Source organism: Vulcanisaeta sp. EB80, assembly GCF_002078205.2.
The window spans coordinates 1-17,841 of sequence record NZ_LCWN02000045.1; the positions used below are offsets into that span (position 1 = coordinate 1).

Sequence of the window (17,841 nt, forward strand, 5' to 3'; positions counted from 1 at the left end):
CAGCCTTATACGCCTTCTCCGAAGCCTGCACTGGGTCGCCCTTATCGAGATACTCATGGCACTCCTTTAAGTACTTCTCGGCTAGGTTAATTCTCTCCCTAATCGCCTCATGAGGATCCTCCTTCTCCAACACACTCAGCAATACGTCAAGTACATCAACCCCTCTCTTAATTAATTCCTTCGCCACATTCTCCACATCATTTAAGTCATACATGCAGGTAGAACCTATCCTAAGGTTTTTATTCCTATATGGGTAACAATAAATGTGGGTAGGATCGGTAGGCTGTACGTGCTTATATACACCCATGGGTGATTAACCTTGGCGGTGAGGGTGAGAGTGAGGTTAAGGACGAAGGAGGGAGAAGTTGACCGTGGCATTAGTGAATAGTGATTTCGAGAGTGATAGACCCCAAATACTCACCCCAATATCATTAGCCAGGAGACTCGATCTTTGAGGTAGGGTTTTGATTGAGGGCGGTTCTCAAATCTTCGGCACCGTGGCTGGACCAACGAGATTGTACGTACTCCCAAGCTCGATCTACGTCTCGATTGTTGAGGATGATGCGGAGATGAAGCCCTTATCCCTAAACGCAATAATCTCTGAGACTGAAAGGGAGACTTTAATCAGCGATTACCTAGCCAGTTTATTGGGGATTGCCGTTGAGGATTTCAGGGAGGGTCTATGACGCCTACGCTCCGATAGGAACAATAGGGTCAAGAGGAGTTATAAGCCGCAGTATTAGTGAGTTGGTTTACACGCCATACAGCCTGTAGCATGAAAGGCACGGTGATGGTGGCAGGTACTCGATTAACGAGTGCTCTGTAATATTCACTAAGTCGCCCAGCGCTCTTCTCCTAATGAACCTAGACCTGAAGTCTGCATACTTCTTGTCAAGCCATATCTCGAGCAACGATTTATCAGCAATATTGCCGAAACTCAACCTCCTCACCTTAAAGCAACTACCCATGAAGCACCTGGGTATGTCTTGATCCCTAATGGGGAGGTTTAGGAAAACGCATGGTGATACCTCAACATTCACGTTTATGAACACGGACTCCGTAGGCTTCTCCGGACACTCGGTTAATTCCCAGCAGGTCAATGAGTAATTGAAGACCTTAATACCGAGCTCTCTAGCCCTGTCCATGGCCATCCTCACAATACGTTCAACACGCCTGGGCCTGGCCTCGTATGGGTCAGAGAAGGCCTTCCAAGTGACCATACCCCTATTTAGTATGTACGATAGGTTATCTAGGACTACCTCCTCAATACCTAAATCGCTGCATAACTTAATGAATTCAGGTATTTCATGAACGTTCATGGATAGCATCATGTAACTAGCAATGGCCCTAACATCACTACCCAGCCTTCTCTTGGCATTAAGAATGTCCTTCACGTTCCTCACTACCTTATCGAAGTCGCAACCCTTCCTTATCGAGTTATGGGTGATTGCGCGGGTCCCTGCGAATGTTATCGCGATGACATTAATGCCTTTACTCAGTATTTTCTCCGCATTATTGCCATCTAGTAGGGTAGCGTTTGTTGTGAACCCAAAACTTACTCTACCGCTCACCTCATTCAACAAATCCACCAAGTTTGGATGAAGCATTGGTTCACCCCACCCCTGCAAATGCACGTACTCTATGGACCCAATCTCGAGGGCCTCCCTGATTACTTTACGAAATAGCCCAGGATCCATGAAGGCGGAAACCCACCTATCCCTCAGCACCGTCCTTGGGCAGTAAATGCAATTGGCATTGCATGCGCTCGATATCTCCACCTGTAGGATTTTTGGAGTTGAAATATTGTGGTTTTTAACGAGTATGGGCATTAATCTCTACCCTTACTTAGGCGGTGGTAACCCTGCAAAGAAGGCTATTGCTAGGCCAAGGGCTATCAGTATTATTATAGTTAGAGACACCACATAAGCCGCTATCATACGCCCAGCCTTTATTTCAGCGAAGGTGCTGAACCTCGTGGTTAGGCCTATGGACATGAACGTTAACGCGAAGAAGAAGAACCTAAACAACTCCGTCTGCGGCGTTACTCCACCAACCATGAACTTAGCAGCCATAGCAGCACCGACCGTGAAGCCAATGCCCCACAGTATTAGCCAGGTCCCTAGGTAGCCCAGCACGAACTTGGGGAACCTAAACCAAATCTGTATGGCCGGAACCCTCTCGCCAGGCTTCCTCTCGACCCTCGTAACCCAAATCACAGCCAGTATGAACGCCCACAGGCCAATCCATATATCGATAAATACCTTGTTCATAACTGCCGTACTCATGACCCAGGTCTTATAGGCAGCAAGCCCGGGCTGGGCACTAATCAGGGCGTCAGTTAATGCACCACTCGCGGCAGCTGCACCATCTGTCTTAACGGAAAGCCCCATCCAGGCACCCGCGGCGTATGGCGCCCACTTTAGGATCGTAGCTGCTATGAACGGTAATACCACTAACTCAATTGCCGCGAATAGCACGATTATGGATGCCACAGTTGCTGGAACAATGCTTGGCGCACCTATTGCCGCAGCCGTGGCTATTGCGGCGGACACGCCGCATATACTAACGCCTGATGCAAGTGTTGCCGCCCACTTGATGTCTAACTTAAACAGCTTGTGCGATATTACGTAGGAAATAGGCCAATATATTAGGTAGGCAGCCACTATGGCTATTAAGGACCTCTCTACAAGCGTCACGGCTAACGATATATACCTAAGCGATGTGGCACCCACTAAGGCGCCGAGCAATACTATGGCCGTCTTTATGTACCACTCAGTTCTCGCACCGGTCTCCAATACGGCGGGTAGTTTCCTCTTGTAGAATAATAGGTTCGATATTATAAGGCCGATTATTAGGATGTATATTAATATACCATCCGCACCCACAGGTATTGACCAGGTAATGTGCAACTTTGCGTATTGGTCAGGGGTAGCATTGAAGTAGGCATAACCAAACAACCACCAGAAACCGAAGGTTAGTATAAACATTATTGTAAAGCCAGCTGCAAACCTCCTGGCGCTATGCCCCATGGCCTTAGCAGCAATAGTTAATATCGCCAACAGAAATAGATAGAAAAATAATATGCTCAGAACCGGATTAAGCCCTAAATATGCCTTAGTCATGGTTAAGGCTTGCCCAACAACTACAACACTCTTCGATGGATTAACCCATGGAGCAGCGACCCTCGGAACCCAACCAAGTAAGTAGATACCGTAATAACCTGGCAGTGACAGGAAGAATATCAAAAGCCCTATCCAGAGGGCCCACCAATCCTCCTTCTTCCACAGAGACGACCAATCAACCTTAACCGAGGCCTGTGTACCCATAATTGATCGTGTAATTATCATAATGTCAAAAATAAGACTTATTGCACTTCGCGATGCTATACGACGGGAAGTAAAATTTAAAAAGGTAAAAAGAATTATTACTTTTAAATTATAAATGGTTTATATTATTCATTAATATTAAAATGAATATAAGACAATAATTAGGAAATCAATTATCAACATTATTTATTGAGAAATAGCCAAGGTGCTCATCTCTCGTGAATTCGAATGGTACATATGATATATATTAATATATAGTGTTAATACTTTACTGACACTATGCATTTAAGGGGTGCGGTTATGATGTAGGCGGTGGTCTTACATGGTGAGTAGGCTGGTGGTGTTGGGGATCGTGGTGGCAATCGCGATAGTCTCAGCTGCTACGTACTTACTAGTGTATGGAGGCCTTGGTACACATGGGGCAGGTGCTGGTTTAATTAATCCCGCGAAGTTGAGTGTTACGATTAAGGCCGGTGGTTCAACGTGGATACAGCCCCAGATGGAGGTGTGGATACGCAGCTTTAGTTCTATGTATCCCGGTATCTCGATTACTTATGATAGCATCGGTAGTGGGGCGGGTGTAACTAGGCTGCTGCAGGGTGTTTACGATATAGGGGCCTCCGACGTACCCATGCCAACGCAGCTTTATGAAAATGCCACGAAGATTTACGGTAAGGTGATTACTATACCTGACTCTATAGGTGCCGTGGCATTCATCTATAATATACCCGGCTTTAAGGGCACCTTAAACCTCACGGCAGATATAATAGCCGGCATTTACACGGGGAAGATACAGTACTGGGATGACCCAAACATAACTGCGATAAACCCTGGCTTCCATTTCCCGCACGAGAGGATAATAGCTGTCCACAGGAGTGATGGGAGTGGAACCACCTTCACGTTAACTCTATGGCTCCAGAAATCCTCAGAGGTTTGGAGGAGTAGTGGTGTGGGTTATGGTTACGTGGTTAACTGGCCAGTGGATCAGTTGGGTACCGGGCTTGGTGGTAAGGGTAACGAAGGCGTTACTGCCTATGTCAAGCAGAACCCGTGGTCTATAGGTTACGTGGAGCTTAACTACGCCATAGTCAATAACCTAAGCGTCGCCGCTGTTCAGAACCCAGCCACTGGGGAATTCGTAATCCCAAGCCTCAATAGTACACTCAATGCCCTAAACTCCGTGGACCTATCCCAACTACCCACGGTGCTTGATAACTGGTACCCATACGCTGGCATATTCATGAATATAAAGGCACAAGGTGCATACCCGATAGTCGGCGGTTCCTACCTGCACGCGCCAGCTAATTACACTGACTGCAATAAGGCTGTTGCCATATACCTATTTCTCAAGTACATACTAACCCAGGGACAGCATGAGCTACTTACGGGTTACGTACCATTACCCAGCGCGGTGGCGCAGAAACTCGTTAACGAACTCAGTAATGACATAACATGCAATGGCAAGCCTGTAACTAGCTTAATTGGGGGGTGATAAAGATGAAGTATGGGGTTAAAATCATTAAAAACAGGCATTGGCCTCTTTCATCACTCAGCATCCTCATTGTTGCCGCGTTAGTCGGCGCCATGCTTGTAGCCCTGATTTATTACTCATTACCTGCGCTCATGAGGGAGGGTCTGTCGGTATACACGACCAACAGGTGGAACCCAAATGCGAACTTCTTTGGCGGCTTCGCCGCTGTTTACGGCACATTCATAGTCTCCCTCGCCGCCATAACCATAGCCATGCCGCTTGCGGTAGGCTCGGCAATATTCATAAATGAGTTCGCCCCAGATAAATTAAGGGGGTTCTTAATAGCCATTAATGACGTGATGGCTGGCCTCCCAACTGTGATATATGGGTTCTGGGGGTTGTACGTGTTTGGACCAATGCTTAACCCAACGTTATTTACCTGGCTTCATGATAACCTAAGCTTCTTGCCTATCTTCTCCACAAAACCCATCGGTGGCTCCTACCTGCTTGCCGCCACCGTCCTCGCCATAATGATAACGCCATTCGCCTCATCACTGGTTAGGGAGGTTTATGTGGGGGTGCCTAGGATTATGGTTGAGGGCATATATGCGCTAGGGCTCACTAAGTGGGATGCGATTAGGATAAAGCTGTCTTACATAGCTAGGTCCTTACTTGGCGCATTAAGCCTAGCCCTTGGTAGGGGGATTGGTGAAACCGTGGCTGTGGCATTGACCGTGGGTGGCGCGCTCAATGTGTCCCTAAGCCTATTGTCACCTGGGATAACAATACCATCCCTCATAGCCAATCAATTCGGTAGTGCATATACACAGATTGAACAGTCTGCGTTGCTCTCCTTGGCACTATTACTCTTCATAATAGGGTTGACCTTCATAACGATGGCTAAGTTAGTCCTGCTAAGGGGTGGTGCGAGGTGAGGGCTCGCGAGGTCCTAGCCCTATCCCTAACATTGGCGGCGACGGTGCTTACGTTCGCACCGTTTTTCTGGATACTCGGAACCATAATATACAAAGGCGTGTCCGTGCTAGCTAAGGCAGGGCTTGGTTTCCTACTTAACATACCACCGCTACCGGGCACCAACGACTTAGGCGGCATAGCCACTGTCCTGGAGGGTAGCCTATTGATAGTGGGTATGGCGACAGTAATTGCAGCGCCACTCTCCCTGCTATCAGCCATATACATCGTACTCCATGAGGACTCACTGATTGCCAGATTGGGTAGGACACTACTTGACTTAATGGTTGAATTCCCAACAATAGTTGTGGGCATATCAGTATTCCTAATTTTCGGGTTGGCACTGGGCTTGGGGTTGAACGCCTTGGTCGCCTCGATAGCCTTAGCCGTGATAATGATACCGTACACCACAATACAGGCGGTAGAGGCTATGAGGATCCCTAAGAGTGTGGTGTACGAGGCTGCCGCAGCGCTTGGACTGAGGGAAGGCCACATTGCTAAAATACTCCTTATTGAGGGGAGGGGAGGGGTTGTTACGGGGGTCCTGGTTGGGATGGCTAAGATATTCGGGGAGACCGCACCACTCCTCTTCACAACCGCTACGTCATTTGACATATTCGCTAACAGTCCGTTATCTCCGGTCTCCGCGGTGCCCGTGCTCATATTCGTCTATGCCTTCAGCCCCTATACCAATTGGCATGAGGTTGCGTGGGGCGCATCACTGCTCCTTTCCTTAATCGTGCTTAGTATATACCTAGCCGCCAGGGTATCCCTGGGCAGGGGTGGTCGATATGCGTGACTCCGGTAACTCAAGACCAGCGGTTATTGAGGTGGAGAGACTTAATGTATGGCTTGGTAGGGTGCATGTACTTAAGGACATTAGGGGGTTAGCAATACCTAAAAACAGCGTCTTCGCCATAATGGGTCCTTCTGGTTCGGGTAAGACCACACTGCTCAAGACGTTTAATAGGATAATAGAGTTGAGTAAGGAGGCCAGGGTTGAGGGTAAGGTGACACTTGATGGTGAAGACATATTCTCAATGGACCCTGTGGTGCTTAGGAGGAGGGTTGGTATGGTTTTCCAACAACCCAACCCATTCCCGCACATGAGCATTTACGACAATATAGCCTACGCATTGAAAGCTCATGGTATTGTTAAGGACAAATCCAGGCTGAGGGAGGTGGTTGGGTCGGTGCTTGAGCAGGTGGGGCTTTGGGATGAGGTTAAGTATAGGTTAAACTCACCAGCCGGGAAACTCTCTGGTGGGCAACAACAGAGGTTAGTTATTGCTAGGGCATTGGCATTAAGACCGGAGGTCCTTTTAATGGATGAACCAACTTCCATGGTTGATGTCGTGAATGCAACTAGGATTGAGCGATTAATTATTGAGTTAAGTAAGGACATAACAATAGTCCTAGTAACCCACAACCCACAGCAAGCGAGAAGAGTTGCAAACTACGTAGCCTTCCTCTACAATGGTAGACTCATTGAGTGGGGGCCTACAGAGGAGGTATTCACGTCACCCTCTCATAGATTAACGGAAATGTACGTAGTAGGCAAGATCTAGTACCATCATCGCTTCAATCAACCTTTATAGTTTATATAATTCAATAAAGATCTTAGGGAATGTCTATGGTGACTACGTTACGAGACGCAATGTTAATAGATTTAAGGCAATATAATAAGCTTCACCTCTAACCTGACTTCGTAGCCGGGTAGCTCTTTGCTCACCTTTAATATAACGGAGAGACTTAACGTTAGGGTGTCTGAGGCAGTTTCAGTTTTCATAGTTATTTGTAGTGCTTATTTCTATTGATGACTAATACTGATGCATCGTAAGTTAGGTTTTAGGAACCAACCCAAGAACATTAGTTGTACCCTTGAGTTTCCAAGACCCGTGGAGCCGTGAACCCTAGGCGACTAGTGGCGAACCACCGCGGTGAGGGGCTCGGGAAGACCGTCGAGAAGGAGACTGTGGAAAACCACCTCCAGAGAGACTGCTCAATGCAATCATTAGTAAGCTTTTTAGCGCCACATACTGGTTCTCTGTTGTGCCTTTGTTAGGGAATCTATGTATAAGTTCATTAAGGATCCCCCAGGGATATCAGGATTGGTGAGGTAGTTAAGAGGGTTCCTCAGTCTCAACTCACTCCAGGTCTCAGTGGTCGAGGATGATGCTGAAACGGAGCTCTTATCCCCAAACGCAATAATTTCTGAGACTGAAAGGGAGACTTTAATCAGCGATTACCTAGCCGGCCTACTAGGAATAGCCGTTGGGGATTTCAGGGAAGGATTATGGTGGCTACGTTCAGATGGGAACAGTAAGACTAGGAGGAGTTATGAGCCACAGTGTTGGTGAACGTAATTCGCGGTGGTAATGATTAGTAAACTGTACTACATCATAAAGCTCTATATTTTCTATATTTAAAGATTACGAGTGAAGACTTATTAAGGAAGCAAGCATAACACAGTTTATGAAGAAATTAATTAAGGTTACCAGAAATTACCGAATTACGATACCTGCCTATGTTAGGGAGAAGCTAGGGATTAAGATTGGCGACCTAGTTAGTATTGAAGTTAGGGGCGATGAGATTGTCATTAAGAAGGTCGTTCAGGAGATACCAAAGATTAAGTTAGGTAGGGAATTAAACGTTGATGATATTAATAAGCTGATTGAAGAGGGACTAATGAACAATGCAAGAGGCGGTAATTGATACAAATGCATTGATATTTTATGTGATTGAGAACTCGAAGGAGCATGCTAAGGCTGTTAAGGCGTTGAATAGTCTCAGTAAATGGTACGTGCCCACCATTGTTATTTATGAGTTAGCGTGGTTCTTTAGATCAATCAGCATACCGGCTGAGAAAGCTACGGAAATAATTACTAGCATTATTAAATATGGGAAGACCGCAATTGTTTGCGAAGATGATGCCATCGAATGGGCTCTACATACCATGTTAAGTATGAACTTAGGGCTTGGGAGCTTTAATGATGCAGTCATCCTGGGTATCGCCCATAGGTTAGGTAAACCTCTGCTTACCTTCGATGAGAGATTAAGGAGGAGAGCGGGGAGGCTTGGCATTAAGGTGCTTGATGTTTAGTTGCTGAGTTAAACATTTTAATAACGCAGCGGTAATGCTTGATCATGCCCTTCGTGAGGGAGTCCATGTATAAGTTCATTAAGGATCCGGGAGATGTTAGGGTTGGTGAGGTGATTAGGAGGGGTTGGGTTAAGGGTGATGTGGGCATCCTTGGCGTCCCTTGGGATGGCGCGGTAGGTACAAGACCAGGTTCTCGACTGGCACCAGCCCGTATTAGGTCTTGGTTGTACACCTCACCCATGATATATAGTGGATTGAGTATTGTGGATCTTGGCGATGTTGATGTGGTTGTTGGTGATCACAAGGAAACTTGGCTTAGGGTTGAGAATACCGTTGCCGAGGCCCTAGGCTTGGTTAGGGAATTGCTCGTTATTGGTGGTGATAGTACCACGTCGTACGCAGCCTTTAGGGGTTTGAGGAGGGTTAGTGGTGATGGATTGGCCTACGTACTTTTTGATGCACATCCAGATGTTAGGGTTGTTAGTGAGGGTTTAACGAGTGGGCAGGTGGTTAGGTGGGTTAGGGAGGTTGACCCCAAGGCTTTCATAGCCATAGTAGGTGTTAGACCCCATTCAAATGCGCCATACCTATTTGATGAGGCTAAGAAGTTGAATGTTCAAGTGTATACCATCGACTATGTTGATTCGTACGGAATAGAGAGCGTAATCAATGAATTAGCTGAAAATATTAAGGATAGGGTTGCCCATGTGAGCATTAACCTAGATGTTGTGGACCCGGCCTTCGCCCCTGGTGTTAATAGCCCATCTCCAGGTGGGTTCACGTCTAGGGAGATCATAAGGATTGCCCGTGACGTAACCAAGAGACTTAGGCCCAGGATATTCGATGTTGTTGAGGTAACACCACCCTTTGATATTAACGACGCAACAAGCATGTTGGCATCAGCACTACTATTAAACGCAATATGGGTTACGTAATTGAATTCACGTGTTTATGAAGGGGGAATAAATCATGGTGTTTTTATTACCATGTTATTCCTCCATATTGGGCTTATCAACCTACTTCATATACTTCCTCAATCTGTTTTCAGCCTCCTCCCAATTTATCACGTTCCAGATGGCGTCTATATAACCGTTCCTATTATTCTTATACTGTAGGTAGTAGGCGTGTTCGAATTCATCAACAATGAGTAATACTGGTAGTTCGGCTATGTGTTGGTTGTAGTGGTTCTCGAACGTTGTGAATTCCAGGTTCCCCGTTTCAGGGTCGTAGTAGAGGACTGTCCATCCACACCCAGGTAGTGATCTCATGACCTCCGTAAACAATGCCTTAAACCTATCGAAGCTACCGAACTGCTTAGTTATTAAATCGCCCAGGTAACCGCCTGGTGTGCCTCCACCCTTCCCAGCTGGCGCCATTGAGTACCAATACAGTGTATGGAGTTTGTGACCATTAACATTGAAGAAGAGGCTCCTGAGCAGTCCCTGTATGTCATAACTTGTCACATCACCCTTTATTATCTTCTCAAGCCTCTCCATCGTGGCGTTTGCACCGTTCACATACGCCTTATGGTGTCCGTTGTAGTGCACATCAATAACCTGCCCACTTATGTGTGGCTCAAGTGCGTTTATTGAGTATGGTAGTGGTGGTAATTCGTATCTCTTAAACAGGGTTGTTGGTAGGCTCATTGGTATCGCAATCGCGCCATAATTATTAAATATTGCCCTCAAAACAATTTAATTTGAAGTACTCAAATGCTTTCAATTATACTTAGTATTGCTGGAGGATTCACCGCCGTACTTATCGGTGGGTGGTTGTTCACGAACTCCATGGAGCACATTAGCCATAGGTATAGGCTCGGCGGCTCCTTCGTGGGCGCCGTCATATCTCCAGTACTCACATCACTCCCTGAACTTATTGTGTTTCTAGTCGCCCTGCTAGTCTACGGCGGGGTTTCCGGTGAGGAGGTTGCCGTGGGTACGGTTATTGGTGAGCCATTCGTAGTTTCCACGATAATCTACCCAATAATATTCCTTGTGGCTATCATAGGCTTTCGTAGGGGTTCGAGGAACGACCTCGTTCTTGAAGTTGGTAGGGAGTTGATTCTACCGTTCATCGTGGTCATAACCCTATATCCCACGGTATTATTACCGGCTCTATTGGGTATTGGCGTTATTAGGTACGTAATTGCAACCGCCCTATTCATTGCATACCTAGTCTATGTAGGGCTTATGAGGGGCAAGGAGGGAGTTGTGATTGAGGATGTGGAGGAATTACGGTTCATTAAACTTGCCAGGTTTAACGAGGATGTGGCATTGGCGCTTCAGGTAATAACTTCCGTATTACTACTATATGTGGGATCTAAATACCTGGTTTCGGGGGTTGTTTATTTATCAAGAATGTTGTCTATAGATACTATGGGTTTATCAATAATTATTGTACCTACCGCAACCGTGCTCCCCGAATCAATAACCGCCATAATATGGACCCTGGGCAATAGGGATACTATGGCTGTGGCTGCCCTCATTGGCGAGAAGGTATTGTACTCAACAATCTACCCAGCCCTAGCCCTAGTACTAACTAGTTGGTCCCTGACATACGAGGCAATCATAAGCGTCATTACGGTGGAGACGGTCTCAGTAGCAATGCTGTATCACGTATTAAGGGGTAGGTTAACCTGGGACGTTGGGTTAATAGGGCTTGTTGGATATGCAATATACATCATTGCACTCATTTGACTTGTCCATGATTAATGATCATGCACCACGACAGGCCCCAGCATTAATAGGTCAAGGCCTATAAGCATCAATAGTTCGAGCGGTATTAGGTTTAGGAGTAGCATTAATGGTATTATTGAGACGTATTGATTAAGTAACTCCTCGAGCTCATCAGGATTTAATGATGCGAGCCTTTGCATCAATTCATTGGCCCTTGCCCTCAATTTCTCGTATGCCCTCTCAGCCTCCTCGAGACCTGTTGGTGTCAGGTCATAGGCCTCCTTCTTAAATATCAAGCCCCTCCTGACCCTTGTAACGAGTTTATCCAATTCGAGATAACCTAACTCCTCACGAACCTCCCCAACATCCCTCCTTAAATAGCCAGCTATTTCCTCAGGGGTTAATGGACCACGTTCCCGAATTAGAATCAGTATTTCCTCGCCAAGCGATAACTCCACATTATTGGGCATTTTAGGCAAAAAATAAACCTTACACACCCAATGGATAAGACCTAAAACTTAGTAATACTGACTATTCCATGATGATCAAGGCTAGGCTTGGTCGTGTATGGATTGGTGATGGTGAACCGGTTAGGATAATGGGTGTGGTTAACCTAAGCCCTGAATCCTTCTATAAGGGTTCCGTAAGGACTAGCGTTGATGGTGTCGTCAAGACTGTGGATTCCATGGTTAAGGATGGTGTTGATATAATCGACCTGGGCGGTATGTCCACTGCGCCATACAATAGAACCTTGGTCAGTATTGATGAGGAGTTGGGCAGGTTAGCACCCGTGGTTAAGGCATTAAAGGACGCCTACCCAGACCTTGTTTTATCAATTGATACGTTTAGGGCTAGGGTTGCCGAGGAATGCCTTAGGCTTGGTGCTGACGTAATTAATGACGTGACGGGACTCAAGGGTGACCCAGACATGGCGAAGGTTGTTGCTGACCATGGGGTATCCGTGATAGTAATGACTAGGGAGAGAACACCCAACAGGGGTTTAGAACCTGTTGATAGGGTGATCAACGCCCTCAGGGAGAGCGTAGACATCGCGCTTAATAGTGGCATAAGTAGGGACAGGATAGTCATAGATCCAGGAATTGGATTTGGACCGTTAAGCCTCGACCCGGTGATCACGGGTGGAGAGCCAATACGTGGTGAGTATAGGCATGGTGATGAGAATTACCCCTGGTATTCCTGGGATTCCATATTGATAATGAACACGGTAAAGATTAGGCAGGAACTAGGATTACCAATACTCATTGGTGTCTCCCGGAAGTCATTTCTCGAGAGGTTAATACGCAGAAGTGCTCCTCCTGAGGATAGATTATTCGCATCAATAAGTGTTGAGGCGATCTCCGTATTAATGGGCGCCGACGCCATTAGAACGCACAACGTACACGAGAGTAGGGACGCCGTTAGGGTTGGCGAGGCCCTCAGGCTCTGCCTCAATAAATCACCCAAGGAATGCAGTAGGGAACTAATTAAACTAGTGCAGGGTACGGCATAATAATAAATTAAATAAAATAATAAGAAACCCAATGTTTCGGGGATTACCGTGAGCGATATAAACACCGCCAGATTGATTGCGGCTAGGGAGGCTTTGAGGTATGTGGCGAGCAATTACGTGGTTGGTGTCGGTACGGGTTCCACGGCAATGCTATTCCTCAGGGAGTTGCATAGAGCCGTTGTTGATGGGCGTATCAAGAACGTCCTATTAGTACCCACGTCAACCGAAACGGAAATCGAAATACTAAACCTAGGCCTCTCATCAATACTACGTTATCCCTGGCAGGTTGATCATATCGATGTTGCCATAGATGGTGCTGACGAGGTTGATCGAGAGAAGAATCTGATTAAGGGCGGTGGTGCCGCATTGACTAGGGAGAAGGTTATTGATTATTGGGCGGGGGGCTTCATTGTCATAGTCGATGAAGCTAAACTCGTGGATAGGATACCAAGTAAGCACCCAATACCAATCGAGGTAATACCCTTTGCCTGGAGCGTTGTTAAGAAGACCCTAGAGACCGAGTTTGGGGGCAGGGCGGTATTGAGGAGTGGTAATGGTAAGAGGGGGCCGGTGGTTACTGACAATGGTAATTACATACTCGATTATACGCCTAACTCCCCAATAAACCCAACCGAAATGGAGGTTAGGATCAAGGAAATACCAGGCGTGGTTGAGGTTGGGATATTCAGTGGCAGGCATGTATCGAAGGTAATAATTGGAAGATTGGATAGTTCCATAGTCACGATTTAATAATACCGAGATCAACCAAACCAGCTAATTCATTAATGGCGCTGGTCAATCGCGAAACCGCCTCGCTATGGGTTTGGGAACCCTCAACATATTTATCAACAATATTGTACGCCTTAACCGCGGCTCTCCCACACCCTGAACAGTTGTCACGTAATCTCAATACTGTATAACTAACATACGCAAGCAACGAAATTAATTGGGCAATTATGGAATTAATGTCGTGTAGCTTAATTGCAGAATTCGCGCTCATTGAGTTAACATCCTCCTGAAAGCCGCTCGTTGGTATGTTCTGTATGGTTGATGGTGTCGCCAATTCCCTAAGCCTAGCTGATAACGCGGCTGCGGTGTACTGCGTTAGCATTAAACCAACACGCCAGGGACCACTCGCCAGGTAATTGCTGATACCGTTAATCTCCCTCCTCAATAGCTGCGCCACTTGTCTCTCGATCATGTTGCCGAGAACCGTAAGGGCTATGTTTAGTAGGTCTGTGGATATGGCTACGTACTGACCATGGAAGTGGCATGTTGAGTATACATTATTATTAATAATGATTGGGTTATCATTAACCGAGTTCACCTCATTCATAACATTGTTGTACGCCCAGATCCATGAGTCAATCACCGAACCAAATACCTGGGGTATGCACCTTATTGAGTATGGGTCTTGAACCCTACCGCCCGTGTTCACCTCCTTACTATCACCAAGCAAGTTAGTTAGTATGTTTGCTATCCTGCCCTCACCACTGTGCAATTTCACGGAATTCGCTTCCGTACTTAATGGTGCTGTGGCTGCACGGGATGCCTCGAGCATCAACACCATAGCTATCAAGGCAGCCCTCAACAAGATATACGAATCCCAAATACCCAACGCTGCTATGGCTGTGCTGTAGCTAGTCCCATTTATTAGGGATAAGGCCTCCTTATAGCTTAGCCTTAATTCACCGAGCCCAACCAACTTAAGGGCTTCTGCACTACTCATGACCTTACCCTGGTATTTAACGTAACCCCTGCCCAACAACGTAAGGGCTAGGTGTGCCAATGGTGCCAAGTCTCCGGAGGCTCCCACGGAGCCGTACTTCGGAATTTGTGGCGTTATTCTTTCATTTAGAAATTGGATAAGTCTTTCAATCACCACATCCCTAACCCCACTATAACCAAGGGATAATTGATGGACTCTGATAAGCATTGTGGCTCTAACCCAATCATCCGGTGCATAGTCATCAATGCCAACGGCATGATCTATGAGCATCTCGATTGAGTACTTAGTGACGCCCTCGGGGTTAACAGTTACGTTGTATAAATCGCCAAGACCAGTATTTACGCCGTATATTTTAACGTTGCTATGAATAAACTCCTCAAGAATCCTCCGTGATCGCTGTACAGCATCTACAGCCTCATTGGTTATCCTAACGATTTCGTAATCCCTAGCGACCTTCACGATATCGCTTAGTGAGAGTTTGGTCCCAATATCTATAGTCATTAGGAGTGTATGTATTCGTAAATATTAATTTATTTCCTAATTATTACTTCCTATTGTTGGCGTTCACATATTCGGCCATTACTTTGATTCCCTCCTCGATCGATCTCTCATCCTCCCTAGCAAAGGTCATCCTCACGTGGTACATACCTCTCTCCCCAAAGGCTGATCCAGGTACGACAGCAACATGCACATCCCTAACAAGCCTAGTTGAGAACTCCTTATCATCGATACCAAGCCTCTCCAGGTAGGGCTTTAGGTTTGGGAACATGAATAACCCAGCCCTAGGCTTAACAACACTAGCCTCCGGTAGGTACTTCCTCAGGGCATTGTACATCGCCTCCATTCTAGATTTATAGATGGGCAGGACCTCGCGTAAATACGCCTCCTTATACTTCCTAAGATAGAGCAATCCAGCATACTGGGCTGGTGTTGGTGGGTTAAGGTTTGTGTACTGCTTAACCCTATTGAACACCTTAATGAACTCCTCATGAGCAACCAAGTAGCCAAGCCTCCAACCGGGCATTGCCGGGTCCTTAGAGAACGTATTTAGGGCTAGGACGTGATCTAAGTCGTACTTAATGGCATAAATGTGTGAACCCTCGTAATAGAGATGCTTATACGCCTCATCGTATATCAGAAATGCATCGTAATCACGGACCAAATCAACCAATAACCTAACCATTGACTCACTCAAAACCCTACCCGTTGGGTTGTCGGGGTTAACCATGATTATAGCCTTAACCCTCCTACTCATCACAGCCTTAATATCCTCCTCACTAGGCTCCCAACCAAGCTCCTCCCTAGCACCGACCCTCCTAACCCTACCACCAAGGTAGTTAATGACAGGTTCATACATCAAATACGTCGGGTCAAGTAAAACGACCTCATCACCCTCATCGATTATGCTCATGAAGGTCGCTAGTATGGCCTCAGCAGAACCGGCGGATACTGAGACATTGTTGCTTGTTATCTTAACCCCAGAATATTTTGAGTAGTCCTCGGCAATAGCCTCTCTGAGCTCCTCAATACCACTACTTGGGGTGTACATGCTATACTCGAATGGTTTCTCAAGCATATTTTTCGTAAACTCAAGTAATAGATCCTTGCTTGGTGGCAACCCAGGTTGTCCTATGTGAAACCCATAAACCTTAACACCCACCCTCTCTAGTTTAACGACTTCCTCATTTATCCCCCTGATGGCAGAGCCAGGAAATGCGTTGCTCCTTGTTGATACTCTCACGTTAATAATGTCGAGCATGTTTCCTTATTAAATATTTCTGTTTAGATATTACTCTCCGCTATTACATATTTATTTATAAGATCTACGTACTTAAGACCATTACCTGTAAGTATAAGCACCACCTCGTCATTCCTATTAATTTTATTATTACCCATTAACCTCCAGTAGCCGGAGAGAACAGTTGCGCTGCTTGGCTCTATTATGAAACCGCTCCTAAACATGTACTTCCACGCCCTTACTATCTCGTCATCCGTAACGACAATGGCATCGCCATTACTTGACTTAACGGCGTTGATCATCTGCGAAATTCTCGGTGGTTCAGAGACTCTGAGGGCGTCGGCAATCCTGGTCGGCTCCGACCTATACTCACCATGCAACTCCTCATATAACTTGGCAAAGCCTTGAACCTGAACTGCGAATAACCTAGGTAACTCATTAATTAGACCCATATTCATCAGTTCGTTGAAGCCTATGAACAAACCCAGCAATAGTGTCCCAGCGGACACTGGCAACACTATAGAGGTGGGCGCATGTCCTAATTGATTCACTAGCTCATAGGCTAGGGTCTTCGTGCCTTGTATAAACCACGGATTCCATGTATGCCCAATATAAACCTCGTCACTGCCTATAGACCCAATGGCCATCTTACTAGCATCAGCTCTAGATGGCGCCTCGATAAGCTCTGCACCTAGCGCTTTTATGAGACTTTTCTTCCCCTCAGGTGCGTCCCTGGGTACGTATATCCTAGCCCTAATGCCAGCAACCGATGCATACGCGGCTATGGATATACCGGCATTACCGCTGGAGTCCTCTACAACCGCCTTTGCATTCAATTCAGCAGTCTTGGACACGGCCACGGCGGAGCCTCTATCCTTAAATGAACCCGTGGGATTTAGGTACTCGAGCTTTAGGTACGTATTTTCCCCTAAAAATCTCGCCTTAACTAATGGTGTAAAACCCTCACCTAGACTGACGAGTGGTTTGGCAGGTATTACACCAGCGAACCTCCAGAGACCCCTTTGTTCACTTAACGTTAATCTTAAGTCTTCAATAATTACATCAATGGGACCACCGCACCTAGGGCATCTCCAAAGCCATACGTTTGTATCGGCTGTATAACCACACCTCGCGCATTTGTAATATGCCCTCATAGCATCTTAGCTGACCTCCTTCCCGCCCTGGAGGGCGGGTGGTTTCCTCGCCCAGCCTTCATCGGCTCCTCTGGCTGGGTTCATGGGGTCGCCCCGGGCCAGCACCGCGGGGCTTTGTTCTAGGCTGGCCTTGAATTCCTTGAGTGTGGCGTGTAAATACTGC

20 protein-coding genes are annotated in these 17,841 nt (G+C 46.5%); 12 read left to right on the forward strand and 8 right to left on the reverse strand.

Going from position 1 to position 17,841, the window contains the following annotated elements; genetic code table 11:
• Window positions 1-214 (reverse strand): PaREP1 family protein (locus tag B7L70_RS08265; protein ID WP_238376171.1); only part of this gene is annotated, 214 nt, incomplete at its 3' end.
• Between the two features lie 250 nt (window positions 215-464).
• Here B7L70_RS08265 and B7L70_RS08270 point away from each other — a divergent pair.
• On the forward strand, window positions 465-686 hold the full coding sequence (locus tag B7L70_RS08270) for a hypothetical protein (RefSeq protein ID WP_143701597.1): 222 nt from the start codon (window positions 465-467) through the stop codon (window positions 684-686).
• A 66-nt stretch (window positions 687-752) separates the two neighbouring features.
• On the opposite strand, the gene B7L70_RS08275 is transcribed toward B7L70_RS08270, so the two are convergent.
• Together B7L70_RS08275 and B7L70_RS08280 are read right to left on the reverse strand one after the other, a co-directional pair.
• Window positions 753-1,778, reverse strand: a complete 1,026-nt coding sequence (locus tag B7L70_RS08275; RefSeq protein WP_238376172.1) for a radical SAM/SPASM domain-containing protein — start codon at window positions 1,776-1,778, stop codon at window positions 753-755.
• A 63-nt stretch (window positions 1,779-1,841) separates the two neighbouring features.
• Window positions 1,842-3,326, reverse strand: coding sequence for a putative sulfate exporter family transporter (locus B7L70_RS08280; protein WP_081227386.1), 1,485 nt, complete (start codon window positions 3,324-3,326; stop codon window positions 1,842-1,844).
• A gap of 322 nt (window positions 3,327-3,648) precedes the next feature.
• Between B7L70_RS08280 and pstS the strand changes: the two genes are divergently transcribed.
• The 8 genes from pstS (at window position 3,649) to B7L70_RS08320 (ending at window position 9,807) form a co-directional block, all read left to right on the forward strand.
• On the forward strand, window positions 3,649-4,818 hold the full coding sequence (gene pstS, locus B7L70_RS08285; protein ID WP_081227387.1) for a phosphate ABC transporter substrate-binding protein PstS: 1,170 nt from the start codon (window positions 3,649-3,651) through the stop codon (window positions 4,816-4,818).
• A gap of 5 nt (window positions 4,819-4,823) precedes the next feature.
• Window positions 4,824-5,732 (forward strand): phosphate ABC transporter permease subunit PstC, encoded by a 909-nt coding sequence (gene pstC, locus B7L70_RS08290; RefSeq protein ID WP_143701598.1) that lies wholly within the window; start codon window positions 4,824-4,826, stop codon window positions 5,730-5,732.
• On the forward strand, window positions 5,729-6,568 hold the full coding sequence (locus tag B7L70_RS08295; RefSeq protein WP_081227389.1) for an ABC transporter permease subunit: 840 nt from the start codon (window positions 5,729-5,731) through the stop codon (window positions 6,566-6,568). The genes pstC and B7L70_RS08295 overlap by 4 nt, the downstream gene beginning before the upstream one ends.
• Entirely contained in the window at window positions 6,561-7,337 is a 777-nt protein-coding gene (locus tag B7L70_RS08300; protein ID WP_081227402.1) for a phosphate ABC transporter ATP-binding protein, read from the forward strand. The genes B7L70_RS08295 and B7L70_RS08300 overlap by 8 nt, the downstream gene beginning before the upstream one ends.
• Before the next feature lie 594 nt (window positions 7,338-7,931).
• Window positions 7,932-8,129 (forward strand): hypothetical protein, encoded by a 198-nt coding sequence (locus tag B7L70_RS08305; RefSeq protein WP_081227390.1) that lies wholly within the window; start codon window positions 7,932-7,934, stop codon window positions 8,127-8,129.
• A 115-nt stretch (window positions 8,130-8,244) separates the two neighbouring features.
• Window positions 8,245-8,484 carry an AbrB/MazE/SpoVT family DNA-binding domain-containing protein gene (locus B7L70_RS08310; RefSeq protein WP_081227391.1) on the forward strand — a complete coding sequence of 80 codons (240 nt, stop codon included), beginning with the start codon at window positions 8,245-8,247 and terminating at the stop codon, window positions 8,482-8,484.
• Window positions 8,465-8,872, forward strand: a complete 408-nt coding sequence (locus B7L70_RS08315) for a PIN domain-containing protein (RefSeq protein ID WP_081227392.1) — start codon at window positions 8,465-8,467, stop codon at window positions 8,870-8,872. Before B7L70_RS08310 ends, B7L70_RS08315 begins: the two co-directional genes overlap by 20 nt.
• Before the next feature lie 44 nt (window positions 8,873-8,916).
• A complete protein-coding gene (locus tag B7L70_RS08320) occupies window positions 8,917-9,807 on the forward strand; it encodes an arginase family protein (protein ID WP_081227393.1) in 891 nt (296 codons plus the stop codon).
• An 81-nt stretch (window positions 9,808-9,888) separates the two neighbouring features.
• Here B7L70_RS08320 and B7L70_RS08325 read toward each other — a convergent pair whose 3' ends face one another.
• The gene (locus B7L70_RS08325; protein ID WP_081227394.1) at window positions 9,889-10,518 is read right to left on the reverse strand and encodes a superoxide dismutase; all 630 of its coding nucleotides are present in this window, start codon (window positions 10,516-10,518) and stop codon (window positions 9,889-9,891) included.
• Between the two features lie 66 nt (window positions 10,519-10,584).
• Between B7L70_RS08325 and B7L70_RS08330 the strand changes: the two genes are divergently transcribed.
• The gene (locus tag B7L70_RS08330) at window positions 10,585-11,568 is read left to right on the forward strand and encodes a sodium:calcium antiporter (RefSeq protein WP_081227395.1); all 984 of its coding nucleotides are present in this window, start codon (window positions 10,585-10,587) and stop codon (window positions 11,566-11,568) included.
• Between the two features lie 11 nt (window positions 11,569-11,579).
• Here B7L70_RS08330 and B7L70_RS08335 read toward each other — a convergent pair whose 3' ends face one another.
• Window positions 11,580-12,005, reverse strand: a complete 426-nt coding sequence (locus tag B7L70_RS08335; protein ID WP_081227396.1) for a hypothetical protein — start codon at window positions 12,003-12,005, stop codon at window positions 11,580-11,582.
• Between the two features lie 83 nt (window positions 12,006-12,088).
• Here B7L70_RS08335 and folP point away from each other — a divergent pair, with 83 nt between their 5' ends.
• Both folP and rpiA read left to right on the forward strand, forming a co-directional pair.
• Complete coding sequence (folP, locus tag B7L70_RS08340) at window positions 12,089-13,057, forward strand: dihydropteroate synthase (protein ID WP_081227397.1); 969 nt, start codon at window positions 12,089-12,091, stop codon at window positions 13,055-13,057.
• Window positions 13,058-13,105: 48 nt separating this feature from the next.
• Window positions 13,106-13,807 carry a ribose-5-phosphate isomerase RpiA gene (gene rpiA, locus B7L70_RS08345; protein ID WP_081227398.1) on the forward strand — a complete coding sequence of 234 codons (702 nt, stop codon included), beginning with the start codon at window positions 13,106-13,108 and terminating at the stop codon, window positions 13,805-13,807.
• On the opposite strand, the gene B7L70_RS08350 is transcribed toward rpiA, so the two are convergent.
• Genes B7L70_RS08350 through B7L70_RS08360 form a run of 3 tightly spaced genes read right to left on the reverse strand, consistent with a single transcriptional unit; the run spans window position 13,797 to window position 17,678 of the window.
• On the reverse strand, window positions 13,797-15,287 hold the full coding sequence (locus B7L70_RS08350; protein ID WP_081227399.1) for an aromatic amino acid ammonia-lyase: 1,491 nt from the start codon (window positions 15,285-15,287) through the stop codon (window positions 13,797-13,799). The two genes, rpiA and B7L70_RS08350, sit on opposite strands and share 11 nt — an antisense overlap.
• 43 nt (window positions 15,288-15,330) lie before the next feature.
• Window positions 15,331-16,527 carry a pyridoxal phosphate-dependent aminotransferase gene (locus tag B7L70_RS08355; RefSeq protein WP_081227403.1) on the reverse strand — a complete coding sequence of 399 codons (1,197 nt, stop codon included), beginning with the start codon at window positions 16,525-16,527 and terminating at the stop codon, window positions 15,331-15,333.
• Between the two features lie 41 nt (window positions 16,528-16,568).
• The gene (locus B7L70_RS08360; protein WP_081227400.1) at window positions 16,569-17,678 is read right to left on the reverse strand and encodes a pyridoxal-phosphate dependent enzyme; all 1,110 of its coding nucleotides are present in this window, start codon (window positions 17,676-17,678) and stop codon (window positions 16,569-16,571) included.
• Between the last annotated feature and the right edge of the window lie 163 nt (window positions 17,679-17,841).